Consider the following 12573-nt stretch of genomic DNA (forward strand, 5'->3'; position numbering starts at 1 on the left):
CAGGGCCGAGGCGGGCACGCCGGCGGCGGGCCCGGCGGCACCGAGCCACCACGACAGTTCGGCCTGGTACAACGGATCGCGGCGGCGTGTGGCCGAGGCGGTCCAGGACACGTGCGCCAACACGGCGCGGGTGGTGTCGTCGATATCGGCCAACCGCAGGTCCCGGTCGCGGCACAGCCCATCCAGGACCGGAACGAGGTCGGGCCACCGGTCGTCGGCGGCGTAGGGTTCGCGGTCGGTGTAGCGCTGCTCGATCGCGTCGGCCAGTTCGCGGTCGCCCTCGGCCGGTTCGCGACGACGCTCGAATTCGAGCGTCGCCAGGCAGGCGCGATCGGTCGGGCGCGGGAAGCGCTCGACACGCGCGGGCCACCCCGTCGCCGCGAAGGCCGTCACCGCGTGGTGCAGCACCGCTCCGCAGCCGATGACGCCTTGCCGGTTGAACGCGTCGGTCGAGGGCAGCATCCGCCGCGGGTCCACCCACAGTCCGAGCCGCCGACCGTCCCATCGCCACAGCCAGGGCTGACTGTTGTGCAGTGACGGCGCCCGGTCCGCTTGTTCGAGCGCCGCGCGGACCGTCGGTTCCTCCGGTGTCGCGAGATCCATCGTCGTCTCCTCGTCCGCGGTGTGCGGCGGTGTGGTGTCGAGTCTGGTCGGCGGCGCCGCCCGCGCGGCAGGGGCGCAGTGCCCCGAGGCGCGGGACCAACGGCCACCTGCGCGGACGGGGACGACGGACGACGGTCACCGGACACGGAGCACTCCGACACCTGCGACCATCCGCCCGAGCCGGCACGATGAGTTCATGCTGGCGTGGACGGTGCGCGATCCCCGACCTGTCGACGAGCACCCGCTGACACGGGAGGTGCTCGACATCCCACGACCCGGCCCGGACGAACTGCTGGTGCGGGTGCTCGCGTGCGGGGTCTGCCGCACCGACCTGCACGTGGTCGAGGGCGACCTGCCCGTGCACCGACGACCGGTGACGCCCGGTCACGAGGTCGTGGGAGAGGTGATCGAGGCCCCCTCGGACCGTACGGACTTCGCGGTGGGCGACCGGGTGGGGATCGCCTGGCTGCGCCACACCTGCGGGGTGTGCCGGTACTGTCGGCGCGGTGCGGAGAACCTGTGTCCCGAGTCCCGCTACACCGGATGGGACGCCGACGGCGGCTACGCCGAATACGCCACGGTCCCCGTCGATTACGCGCTCCGCCTACCCGACGGGTACTCCGACGACAACCTGGCCCCGCTGCTGTGCGCGGGCATCATCGGTTACCACGCGTTGCGGCGCGCGCAACTGCCCGAGGGGGGTGTGCTGGGGATCTACGGGTTCGGCGGCAGCGCGCACATCACCGCCCAGGTGGCTCTGGCGCGACACGCCAGGGTGCACGTGATGACCCGAGGCGACGCGGCGCGCGAACTGGCGCTCGCGCTGGGAGCGGAGTCCGTGCAGGGGCCGGCGGACCCGCCGCCGGAGCCGCTGGACTCGGCGATCATGTTCGCCCCGGCCGGCGAACTCGTGCCGCCCGCGCTCGAGGCGTTGGACGCCGGCGGCACACTGGCGTTGGCGGGCATCCACCTGACCGACGTCGGTCCGCTGAACTATCAGCGACACCTGTTCCGCGAGAAGCAGATCCGCAGCGTGACGGCCAACACCCGAGCCCAGGCCCGCGAGTTCCTGGACTTCGCCGCCCGTCATCCCCTGCGCGTATCGACACACAGGTACCCCCTCGACCACGCCGACCGCGCCCTGAGCGATCTGGCGCACGGACGTTTCGACGGCGCGGCGGTCCTGATTCCGTGACCCGCCGACGTCGGGGTCGGTGGCCCGTCGGAACCGGGACCTTCGTCCCTGCCCCCGGGCCACCCCGACGGGGGATGCTCGGCACCGAGCATCGACGACAACGACGAGAGGCGAGACGATGGACGAGAACTCGGCACCCGCGAACGGCCCGTATCTGCTGGCCGCGGTGGACAGTTCGGCGAGCGCCTACCAGGCGGCGGCATGGGCGGCCGCCACCGCGGCGACCCGCCGGTGGCCCCTGCACATCCTCACCTCGATGGGTCTGCCCGAGGGCTACGGTCCGGGGCTGACCCTCACCGAAGCCGATATCGAATACCTGCAACGCGAGGGGGAGGCGATCGTCACCGAGGCCGCCCGGGTCGCCCGCGCGGCCGTCCCCGGCGCGGAACCGCGGATCAGCACCGAGGTGGCATTCGAAGAGGTACGTCCCCTGCTCATCGAGCGCTCCAGGCGTGCGGCGATGCTCGCGGTCGGCTCCCGGGGAATGGGCGCGTTCGAGCGCGGTCTGCTCGGTTCGGTCAGCACGGCCGTCACGCGACACGCACACTGCCCGGTCGCGGTCGTGCACGACATCGCCGGGCTGACCGAGGACTGGCGGATGCGGCCGGTGCTCGTCGGCGTGGACGGCAGCGAGAACAGTCGACCGGCGATCGAACTCGCCTTCGCCGAGGCCTCGCTGCGCAAAGTCGGCCTCACCGCCTTGCACACGTGGAGCGATTCCACCGCTCTGACGCTGCCGATGCCCGGCTGGGACGCGGTCCGCGGGTCCGAGCACGCGTTGCTGGGTGAACAACTCGCCGGTTTCCAGGAACGCTATCCCGATGTCGAGGTCCGGCGGATCGTGCTGTGCGACCGGCCCGCTCGCGCCTTGCTGGACGAATCGGCGAACGCGCAGCTCATCGTCGTGGGCAGTCACGGGCGCGGTGGTTTCGCCACCATGACGCTCGGATCGACGAGCAACACGCTGCTGCACTCGGCCGAATGCCCGATCCTGATCGTTCGAAGCGACAAGCCCGCCTGAGCGCGGCTCAGTCGGCGACGCTCAGGTACTCCGCGACCGGCCTGCGCGGTGTCATCCGGGCGTCGAGACCCGTGTTCTCGGCGCCGATGCGGATCACCACCTGCGGCACGCCCGGACGGCTCAGCATCGTCGACAGCACGCGGCGGGCGGCGGGCAACTCGGTCAGATGGGTCAGCGCGCAGGTGTCCGCGCCCGAGGCGGTGCATTCGAGCAGGACCACCGACAGCGCTTCGCCCACGCGGAGCCAGTCGAGGACGGAATCCGCGTCGGTGCTGAGCACGAGCAACCGGGATCGATCCTCGATGTCGCCGTGGCGCGGGGCGTGCTCGACCGTGGGAAACGCTCGGCTGATCGGCGTGCGCTCGGCCTCGCTGTCGGAGGCCAGCGCCTCGCGCGGAATACCCTCCTTCGGCATCGAATGTGCTGTCCACCAATGCAACTCGCTCTGGTACTGCATATCGTAGCGCTGCGTGGCCGCCGAATGCTCGGAGGCGGCGGCCAGCCGTGGACGCGCCGCGTCGTCGAGGACGTCCACGCCGACCTCGAGGTGCCCGACCAACATCCGCAGCCGGGCCAGCAACTCGTCCCAGTGCTCGGGCTCGCGCATCGGCAGACGATCGGTGCGCCTGCGCGCGATCGCCGCGGCCCGCGCCAGCACACCCGGCGGAGGCTCCGGCCAGGGTCGGAACTCGACGGTGGCCAGCCACCCCGGAGTCTTCGGGTCCGGCACGCGCAGCGTGTCGGTGTGCCAGCCCGCGGCGGCGAAGGCGGTGCGGACGTGATGCAGCATGGCCCCGCAACTGATGACCAGCTGCCTGCCCGCCGGGTCGGCGACTTCGAGCAGTCTGCTGTCGTCGCGGTACAACCGCAGGTCCGCGCCGTGCAGCACCCACCGCCAGGGTTGGGTGTTGTGCACCGAAGGCGCGCGTCCCGCCGTCGCCATCGCCTCGAGCACCGTGGAACGATCTGGCCTGGTGGAGAGGTCGCTGTTGGTCATACATCGAGTCTGGGGAACCGGATCGCGGGCGACGACGGGCATAGCGCCCGACCCGGGAGGACCTTCGTCACGAGTCGGCGACCGGTGTCACTCGCCCCTGCGGCCGAGGACCATCGCCTCTGCGTTCGCCGAGCGCGGTGGTTCGACACTGATCGGGTCGGGCGTCCGGTCCGACAGCCTGTCGAGGAGGAGTCGGTCATGAAGGTCGAAGAGGTGCTGGCCAAGGCCGGTGATTCGCTGACGGCGAAGCGGGTGTACGCCGAGCCGTGGGAGAAGGACGGCCTCACGGTCATCGCCGCGGCCGCGGTATCCGGGGCCGGTGGCGGCGGCGGGGGAACCGACGAGAAAGGCGAAGGCGGGAGCGGTGTCGGATTCGGCGTGGGCGCCAAACCCGTCGGAGCGTTCGTGATCGAGAACGGGCAGCTGCGCTGGCGACCCGCCGTCGATGTCAACAGGGTGATCGCGGTGGTGGGCTGGGTGGCCGCGGTCGCGCTGATCGTCGTGGGGAGCCGCCTGGCGCGCTCGCCGAAACGATAGGTCCGCCGGGGCCGGCGCGTGCCGAACTCTCGGAGCGCCCGCGTCGGGCGACGGATCGCCCGACGCGGGCGGTGGCCGATGATCAGTGCCTCGGGTCGGTGTCGCGGTCGTTCAGCACGTGGTCGAGGAGCAGTCGCCGCTCGGCCGCGGCGATCGCGCGGCGGGCGGCGGGTACGGCGTCGGGGGTCACCGAGACCGAGGTGATGCCCAGGCGGACGAGGTGTTCGGCGAATTCCGGTCGGTTCGAGGGCGCCTGCCCGCACAGGGACGAGGTGATGCCCAGGCGGCGGGCGGTGCTCACGATACGGGCGATGGCGTCGAGCACCGCGGGGTCGGATTCGTCGAACAGGTCGGCGCACTGTTCGGAGTCGCGGTCGACGCCGAGCATCAACTGGGTGAGGTCGTTGCTGCCGATGGACACCCCATCGATGCCGAGGCCGACGTATTCGGGCAGCCAGTGCACCACGGAGGGAACCTCGGCCATGACCCAGCGGTGCATTCCGCGCTGTCGTCCCAACGGACTCGCGTCGACGAGTTCCAGGCAGGACTCCAGTTCCCAGCGGGTCCGCACGAAGGGGATCATCAGGTGCAGATTCGGGCTCCGCTCACGCACGCGGGCCAGGGCCGCCAGTTCCAGCGCGAAGACCTCCGGATCCATGACGTACCGGTAGCAGCCGCGGTAGCCGATCATCGGATTGTGTTCCTCGCGTTCGTATTCCGCGCCGCCGATGAGCGCGCGGAATTCGTTGCCGCGCAGGTCGGAGGCGCGATAGACGACGGGGCGGCCGGCAAAGGCGTTGGTGATGCGCAGCAACGAGTCGGCCATCCGGTCGATGAATCGGCGCTGTTCGCCGTGCGTGATCAGGTCGCGGGGGTGTCGGCCGTCGAGCGCCTGGGTGAGCAAGGTCTCCGCGCGCAACAGTCCGACGCCGTCGACATCGGTCTTCGCGACGCGTTCGGCGGCTTCGGGCAGGGCGAGGTTGACGTAGAGGCGGGTCGCGGTCGGTTCGGATAAGACATCCCCACCGGGCGCCGGGGAGGCGGTCGCGGCGCGCACCGTGGGCGGGCCGCCCACTCGCACTTCTCCGGCCGCGCCGTCGACGGTGACCACCTGACCGTCGGTGAGGGTCGTGGTGGCGGTCCGTGCGCCGACGACGCAGGGGACGCCGAGTTCACGGGCGACGATGGCGGCGTGGCAGGTCATGCCGCCGCTGTCGGTGACGACGGCGGCGGCGCGATTGAGCGTGGGCAGCCAGTCCGGGTTGGTCATCGGCGCGACCAGGACCTCGCCCTCGCGCAGTCGCGCGCCTTCGGTGGGAGAGTTCAGGACGCGGACCGGTCCGGTCGCGGTCCCCGGGGCCGCGCCGAGGCCGCGCACCACCGTCTGAGCGGAGATGGTACTGCTGTCAGGGCCACCGGTTCGGGTAGAGGTCGTGATCGGGCGGGCTTGGACCAGCCACAGCGCCGTGTCGTCGAAGGTCCATTCGACATCTTGCGGGATGCCGTGGTGATGTCGCTGCACCTCGAGCGCCAGTCGCGCCACCTCGACGGCTTCTTTCTCCGTCAGGACCGCTCCGGTGGTCTGTTCGGCGGACAGTTCGACTCTCCGGTCTCCGTCGGGACTGGCGAAGACGGCGTGGCTCTGGCGTCCGAGTCGGGTCTCGAGCAGGGTCGGGCCGTCGGTGTCGAAGACGTAGGTGTCGGGTTCGACAGCGCCGGACACGACGACCTCGCCCTGTCCGCGCGCCGCCTCGACCACGACCCGGTCCCGGCGGCCCGACGCGGGTTCGGCGGTGAACGCCACCCCTGCCGTGCGGGCGAGCACCATGCGCTGGACCACCACCGCCATCACGGGATGGCCGCGCAGTCCGCGGCGCGCCCGATAGGTCACCACGCGGGGACTGAACAGCGAGGCCCAGCAGTCCAGCACGGTGGCGAGCAGAGCGTCGTCACCGCGCACGTTGGTGCGAGAGATGTTCATCCCGGCGAAGGAGGACGTCGCGCTGTCCTCACCGATGGCCGAGGAGCGCACCGCTACCGGCATCTGGTCGCCCAGGCCGTGATAGGCGCGCAGCACCGCGGAGCGCACGCCGTCGTCGAGTACGCCGTCGTGCACCAGATCGCGCATCCGGTCGCACAATTCGGCCACGCGTGCGGTGTCGGCGACCGTAGTGAGCGCTTCGGCGTGCAGGCGGTCCAACTCCGCGCCCGCCGGGCTGTCGAGGATCACGTGTTCGTAGCAGGCGCGCAGCAGGACGAATCCCGGCGGAACCGGAAGGCCGGCCGCCACCAACTCGCCCAGGTTCGCGCCCTTGCCGCCCGCCCGGTCGGCATCGCCGAGCCGCAATTCTTCGAATCCGGCCACAAAGTCGCCCATCTCGACTCCCTCGCCTCGCGCGTGTCGATCGCGGTTGCTGGTTCAGCTGTCCTTGTAAGCCTCGATTCCGCGCGCGCTCGGAGGCTACGGCCGAAGGACCCGCGCCGGGTCGTCGTTGGTCCCGACTCGACACGAGAGCCGAAAGCGGCCGAGGCGGGGGCTTTCGCCACTGTCGCGCGCCGTCGACGCGGATGACGCTGGTCGCTGTGAGCGATGATCGAGTGAGCGCAGGTCGCGATGCGCTGTGGTGGCGGTGGTTCGTCACCGTGACGGTGGGAGAGTTCCTCGGCTTCGCCGTACCCGCGACGATCGCGGCGCTGACCGTGCATGCCGACGCGCCGGTGAACGCAGTCGCGCTCCTGGTCGCGGGCACGGTGGAAGGAATCGTGCTCGGGTCGTTCCAGGCGTACGTCCTGCGTATGGTCTTCACCGGTCTGCGTCCGGCGGCGTGGGTGGCCGCGACGGCCGCCGGTGCGCTCGTGGCCTGGTCGATGGGTGTCGTGCCGATCCTCACCGACGGGTTCGCCGGGTGGCCCGTTCTGCTGATGGCGCCCGTCGTGACGGTGGGCGGCATCGTGCTGCTGTCGTCGATCGGTGTCGCACAGTGGGTGGTGCTACGCGCCCACGCGGACGGCGCCACGCGGTGGATCTGGGCTACCGCTGTGGCCTGGTTGGCCGGTCTGGCCGTGTTCACCGCGTTCACCACACCGCTGTGGCAGCCCGGACAGGACACGGCCGCGGTAGTCGCCATCGGCATCGTGGGAGGTGTGCTGATGGCGGCGTCGATGGCCGCGGTCACCGGCTGGTTCTTGGTACGGCTGGTCTCCGCCCGGACCCGGTAGCGGGTTTCAATCCTGGCGTGCGGGTGCGGCGAAAAGTCCTTCACCGAGCAGGATTCGATGCGCCTTCTGGGCGGCCGATGCTGTCCGGTCGGTGTTCTCGGCGTCGGTCGGGAGTTGTTCGAGTCCCTGTGCCAGGGCGGCGACCGCGTCGCCGAGCGCGCGCACCCGGTCCTGGAGCGCGGGGATCGGATCGTCCTCGGCCTCGACCGGGATCACCCTCGGTTCGGACACGGACCGTCGCTCGACGCGCGCACCGCACAGGAGTCCGTGCAGCCGCAGCGGCAACACCGCGAATACCCGGTCCATCTGGCCGGGGGAAAACATTTCGGAGAGTACGGCGGTGACGGTCCCCGCGACCGGGCCGACCTCGTCGGGATCGATGTCGGCGATCCTGGCGAAGTGATCGATGAAGGCGGCCCGGCCGTGGGTCATCGGTCCCAGCCCCGGCGTCCAGCCTTCGTAGTAGACGCCGCGCAACACTTCGGGCAGTTGCGCGGTGAGGTGCGCGGACGCGCTGACGCCGATCCGGTCGCGCACGGTGTGCATCCACGCGCGCAGCGCACGATGGGCGATCACGAGATCGTCGGTCCCGAGTCCGTCGGCGACGGCACGCAACCATCGGTGCGCTACCTGGTAGGCGGGAGCGAAGGGGTCGGCCGAATGCGACATGGTGTGTCCTCCTGGCGGGTGGGGCCGGATGTCGGCGGTGTCCTGGAGATCAGCGTGCTCCGGTGCGGCGCGCTGCCCAAGGGACGAAGGTCGCGCCGGTGCGGGGCGATGGTCCCGGCGAGTCACAGCAGATGACGATGCTCCAGTGCGCGCAGCGCGAAGAATCCGAGCGCGGCCGGCAGCCAGAAGGTGAGCAACCGATAGGTCAGCACGCCCGCGATCGCCGCGGTGTCAGGCACGCCGCCCACAAGCAGACCGGCGACCAGCGAAGCCTCCACGACGCCGAGGCCCGCCGGTGTCGGGCTGGCAGCGCCGAGCGCGGACCCGCCCAGGTACACCGCGGTCAGCAGCGCCGCCGACGGGGCGCCGCCGAAGGCGTGGACCGAGAACCCCAGCGCCGCGATGTAGGCGACGTTCCCGCCGAATTGACCGGTGAGCAACAGCACGGCCGCGCGTGGCCTGCGCAGCACCGCGGTCATCGTCGTGGTCGTGCCTCGCAGTCGCGCGAGCCAGTCGGGTCTGCGCAGGAGCAGTGCGACGCCCACGCCGATCGCGCTCATGGCCACCGCGAAGCCGAGGAGCAGGAGCCAGCCCGAGGGCAGCGCGGAGTCCAGCAACTGCCGCGACTGCCCCAGCCACACTCCGGCGCCGAGCAACTGGACCAGGTGCAGGACCACTCCGGTCGCGGCGAGGACGGCGACCGCGGCCACCGAGGTGTCGCGGGCCAGCCCCGACCGTTCGAGATAGCGCTCGTTGACCGCTGTGCCGCCGATGCCGTACGGCGCGAGACGGTTGGCGAAAGAGGTGGCCAGCTGTACCGCGATCGTGCGTCCGAGGGCCAGGGGACGCGGGCTGACGCCCATCAGCGCGCACGCCGCCATCACATAACTCAGCGCGGACATGGCGGCGGCACCGAGCAGCCATTGCCACCGGGCTTCGTCCAGGGTGGCGATGGTACGGCCGAGCTGCCCGACCTGGGGGAGCAGGACATAGGTCGCGAACAGTGTGGCCACGATCCACCCGAGGGTGCGCCACCGGAATCGCGTCATCGGCGCCGGTGAAGCGGGCCTGGTGTCGGTCGCGGTCGCGAGCGTGGTACGGACCTCGTCGATCAATCCGCGTTGATGGCGGGCCGCCGAGCGGGTGGCCGCGGCCAACGCCAGCGGCTGTAGTCGCGGCGCGGCGGCCAGCAGTGCGTCGCGGCCGAGGACGCGCAGCGCTGAGCGCACACTGCGTTCGGCGCCCACACGCAGACTCATCGATACCAAGAGTTCGGCCACGTCGGCGTCGAGTCCACGTTGGGAAGCCCCGGTCTCGGCGAAGCCGAAATCGATGAGCCACGGATCGCCGTTGTCATCGACCAGCACATTGGCCAGTCGCAGGTCCCGGTGCGCGATGTGGGCCGCCCGTAGCAAGGCGACCTGACACCACGTGGCCGACAACAACTCGTCGGTGAGCGCACAGGTGGGCGCGCGCGCCAGATCCCGCCCCGACACCCGTTGCTCGGCGAGCCAGGCGTCCCCGCCGCCCGCTACGCCCACACAGATCACCGGTGGTGTGCGGACCCCGACGCGGTGGGCCAGCAGCGCGACGAACGCTTCGTGCTCGGCCTCCTGTTTGGGCGTGCTGAACGGTGACTCGTCCTCGAGTTCGCGCAGCACCAGATGCCGGAACACCTTGAACAGCAGGTCGGCGTCGCGCTCGTGATAGCCGATCACCTTGACGAACAACTCGTTTCGAGAACCGTTCTCGGTGGTGACCAGGAAGGGGCGTGATCCTCGCGCGTCCCATCGCACCGGGGTGACCGTCACCGGGTGAAGTCCGGCTGCCGCGAGAGCTTTCGTCAGGGCGGGTGGTTCGCACCGACGGACCGGCGCTCCCCAGAGCAGATGCACGGCCGCGGCGACCGTCCATCCGAGCGCTGTACCGCCCAGGACGTCCAGAACCCAGTGCGCGCCCACGAACACCCGCGCGATGCCCACCGCCGCCACACCCGCCCAGGCAAGTCGTCGCCACTGGCGGGGCAGCCACGGCGCGGCCGCACCGGCCAGTGCCGCGGCGACGGCGGCGTGGCCGGAGACGAAACCGAGCCCGCCTTGGTGGGTGCGCAAGGTGAGTTCGGTCAGCAGCGTGTCCGGACGCGCGCGTCCCACGATCGATTTGACCGCCAAGGCGGCGACGTAGGCGAGGACGCCCGAGACCGCGAGGTCGCGTGCCAGTCGGAGCTTCCGTCCGGCCGCGGCGACGACTGTCGACGCGACCACCGCGCCGAGCGAGCCCAGCTGCATGACCACGAACAGCACGGGCGTCAGCCAGGAAGGCAGGTCGTTGATCACGTGGAACAGGTCGACTTCCAGGCGCGGCACACGGGCGTGCCGCGCGAGCGCGGTGGCGACGGCCAGAGCGAGCACGCCCAGAGCCACGCGCATCAGGTCGCCGGGATGACGACGGATGACCACGGGGTAGGTCGAGGCTGCCACGTGGCGCTCTCCTGTGACGGAGCTCGACGTGGCGTCGGCGGTCATGGTGCGGCGCTCCCCGCCGACGGGTCGGGCACGGCGAACACTCCTGTCGTCTGGACCTGCCCTCGGGATCCCGACCAGGCGCGCCGGGCGATGTTCGGTCGATGGAACACCGCCGGACTCCGCTCCTGCCTCGCCATGATCGGGCCCTCGGCGATTTCCGACTGGTGTCCTAGAGACTAGAGGGGCAGCAGGCGTGCGTACGGCGGGCTTTGGTCCTCGATATGTGGGGCTATCGCCGTCGGCCGGGGGAAGGCTCGGGCGGGCGAGGTCCGCGGCCCCGGTCGGTGAGGACCGATGCCCCTTGTCGTGACGGTCCGATCGGTGCCAGTGTCGGGGTACGGCTCGAAGAGGAGCGATGATGGCGAGCATCCATACCGCGTTCGGTTGCAGGCGTGGACCGGCGACTCCGCCCGCACAGGCCGCGCGGGGCGGGGATCGATGATGACCGAGTTGGGTCCGCTGGACGCGGGATTCCTCGAACTGGAGGACACCGACCGCCATGTCAGCGCGGGCATCGGCGTTGTGGCGATCCTCGCGGGCGCACCTCCCTCGCGTGCCGAGTTCACCGCGGAACTGGCTCGCCGGGTGACCGTGGACGCGCGGCTGCGAGAGCGGGTGCGCGGCGCGCGGTGGGATCTGGCCGCCCCGCGGTGGGAGGAGGACCCCGACTTCGACCTCACCCGGCACCTGCGGTGGACCGCGGTTCCGCGTCCTCGCGACGACGCCGCGTTGTTCGAGTCGGTCGCCGCGCTGATGGAACAGCGTCTGGACCGTGACCGCCCGCTGTGGGAATGCGTGGTCGTGGAGCATCTGGCGGGCGACCGCTGGGCGATGCTGGTCAAGGCGCACCACAGCATGGTCGACGGCATGTCGGGGATCGCGCTGTTCGAGCGCTTCTGCGACGAGCACGGCGCACCCTCCGGGGTGGCGGCACGGCGGTCCCGCGCCGCGCGCGGTCCACGCGACCTGCTGGCGGCCGGGATGCGGCTGCCGGTCGACGTCCCGCGCCTGTTCTACCGGACGGCGCGCGCGACGGTGCCTCTGGTGGTCGATGTCGTGCGTCCGGCCCCGGACACGTCGTTGAACGGCCCGATCGGCGCTCGCAGGCGTTACGCGGTGGCGCGGACGTCCTTGAGCGAGGTCCGCGAGATCGGCGCGGCGTTCGGGGCGACGGTCAACGACGTGGCGTTGGCCGTCCTCGCCGGCGCCTTCCGGTCACTGCTGGAGCGGCGCGGCGAGGATCCCGCCGCCGAGACGGTGCGTGTGCTGGCCCCGGTCTCGACGCGGTCGCCAGGACCCGATCGTGGACCGGGCAACAAGGTTTCGTTGATGCTTCCGGTGCTGCCCGTCGGGTCGACCGACCCGTTCGAACAGCTGACCGCCGTGCACGCCGCGACCCGCGCGCACAAGCACAGCGGTGAGACGGGTGCCGCGAGCACGCTGATCACGCTCGCGGGGCTGGTTCCGTTCGCTCCCACCTCCCGCCTGATCCGGCTGCTGTTGCGCTTTCCCCAGCACGGTGTGGCCGCGTTGGTGACCGATGTGCCCGGCCCGAAGCGCCGGCTGTCCTTCGCGGGACGCGAGGTCCTGGAACTGTCGGCCTACGTGCCGATCGCTATGCGACTGCGTATGGGCATCGGGGTCCTGAGCTATCAGGACCAGTTGCGATTCGGCGTCACCGGCGACTACGACTCCACGCCCGACATCGCCGAGTTCGCGGCCGACATCGAGACCCGCACCCGAGAACTGCTCGACCGGGTGCGCGAATCGGGCGGTCGGGCGCGGGCGCCGACGCGATGACCCGGCA

General features: G+C 71.1%; 9 protein-coding genes and 1 pseudogene. 5 read left to right on the forward strand and 5 right to left on the reverse strand.

Annotated elements, in window-relative coordinates:
• A pseudogene (locus ON30_RS30190) lies at nucleotides 1–603 on the reverse strand (Acg family FMN-binding oxidoreductase); the annotation flags it as partial.
• 196 nt (nucleotides 604–799) lie between these two features.
• Here ON30_RS30190 and ON30_RS30195 point away from each other — a divergent pair.
• Nucleotides 800–1798, forward strand: coding sequence for a zinc-binding alcohol dehydrogenase family protein (locus ON30_RS30195; RefSeq protein WP_040712974.1), 999 nt, complete (start codon nucleotides 800–802; stop codon nucleotides 1796–1798).
• A gap of 118 nt (nucleotides 1799–1916) precedes the next feature.
• Nucleotides 1917–2819: a universal stress protein gene (locus tag ON30_RS30200; RefSeq protein ID WP_040712975.1), complete on the forward strand. Its 903-nt coding sequence runs from the start codon at nucleotides 1917–1919 to the stop codon at nucleotides 2817–2819.
• A gap of 7 nt (nucleotides 2820–2826) precedes the next feature.
• Here ON30_RS30200 and ON30_RS30205 read toward each other — a convergent pair whose 3' ends face one another.
• A complete protein-coding gene (locus tag ON30_RS30205) occupies nucleotides 2827–3816 on the reverse strand; it encodes an Acg family FMN-binding oxidoreductase (RefSeq protein WP_051030170.1) in 990 nt (329 codons plus the stop codon).
• Nucleotides 3817–4014: 198 nt separating this feature from the next.
• On the opposite strand from ON30_RS30205, the gene ON30_RS30210 reads away from it, so the two are divergent.
• On the forward strand, nucleotides 4015–4353 hold the full coding sequence (locus ON30_RS30210) for a sporulation protein (RefSeq protein ID WP_040712976.1): 339 nt from the start codon (nucleotides 4015–4017) through the stop codon (nucleotides 4351–4353).
• An 82-nt stretch (nucleotides 4354–4435) separates the two neighbouring features.
• Here the strand turns inward: ON30_RS30210 and ppsA are convergent, their stop codons facing one another.
• Nucleotides 4436–6730, reverse strand: a complete 2295-nt coding sequence (ppsA, locus tag ON30_RS30215; protein ID WP_040712977.1) for a phosphoenolpyruvate synthase — start codon at nucleotides 6728–6730, stop codon at nucleotides 4436–4438.
• A gap of 206 nt (nucleotides 6731–6936) precedes the next feature.
• Here ppsA and ON30_RS30220 point away from each other — a divergent pair, with 206 nt between their 5' ends.
• Nucleotides 6937–7572, forward strand: a complete 636-nt coding sequence (locus ON30_RS30220) for a hypothetical protein (protein ID WP_157183952.1) — start codon at nucleotides 6937–6939, stop codon at nucleotides 7570–7572.
• 6 nt (nucleotides 7573–7578) lie between these two features.
• Here ON30_RS30220 and ON30_RS30225 read toward each other — a convergent pair whose 3' ends face one another.
• Nucleotides 7579–8241, reverse strand: coding sequence for a DUF2267 domain-containing protein (locus ON30_RS30225; RefSeq protein WP_040712978.1), 663 nt, complete (start codon nucleotides 8239–8241; stop codon nucleotides 7579–7581).
• 122 nt (nucleotides 8242–8363) lie between these two features.
• Nucleotides 8364–10721 (reverse strand): flippase-like domain-containing protein, encoded by a 2358-nt coding sequence (locus ON30_RS30230; RefSeq protein ID WP_245554293.1) that lies wholly within the window; start codon nucleotides 10719–10721, stop codon nucleotides 8364–8366.
• Between the two features lie 486 nt (nucleotides 10722–11207).
• Here ON30_RS30230 and ON30_RS30235 point away from each other — a divergent pair, with 486 nt between their 5' ends.
• Nucleotides 11208–12566: a wax ester/triacylglycerol synthase family O-acyltransferase gene (locus tag ON30_RS30235; RefSeq protein WP_051030172.1), complete on the forward strand. Its 1359-nt coding sequence runs from the start codon at nucleotides 11208–11210 to the stop codon at nucleotides 12564–12566.
• Nucleotides 12567–12573 lie beyond the last annotated feature (7 nt).

Origin of the sequence: Nocardia takedensis NBRC 100417 (assembly GCF_000308695.1) — a bacterium.
GTDB classification, from domain to species: domain Bacteria; phylum Actinomycetota; class Actinomycetes; order Mycobacteriales; family Mycobacteriaceae; genus Nocardia; species Nocardia takedensis.

Coding starts and splice junctions, on each gene's coding strand:
- ON30_RS30195 (WP_040712974.1), top strand. CDS start 800: ATGCTGGCGTGGACGGTGCGCGATCCCCGACCTGTCGACGAGCACCCG.
- ON30_RS30200 (WP_040712975.1), top strand. CDS start 1,917: ATGGACGAGAACTCGGCACCCGCGAACGGCCCGTATCTGCTGGCCGCG.
- ON30_RS30205 (WP_051030170.1), bottom strand. CDS start 3,816: ATGACCAACAGCGACCTCTCCACCAGGCCAGATCGTTCCACGGTGCTC.
- ON30_RS30210 (WP_040712976.1), top strand. CDS start 4,015: ATGAAGGTCGAAGAGGTGCTGGCCAAGGCCGGTGATTCGCTGACGGCG.
- ppsA (WP_040712977.1), bottom strand. CDS start 6,730: ATGGGCGACTTTGTGGCCGGATTCGAAGAATTGCGGCTCGGCGATGCC.
- ON30_RS30225 (WP_040712978.1), bottom strand. CDS start 8,241: ATGTCGCATTCGGCCGACCCCTTCGCTCCCGCCTACCAGGTAGCGCAC.
- ON30_RS30235 (WP_051030172.1), top strand. CDS start 11,208: ATGACCGAGTTGGGTCCGCTGGACGCGGGATTCCTCGAACTGGAGGAC.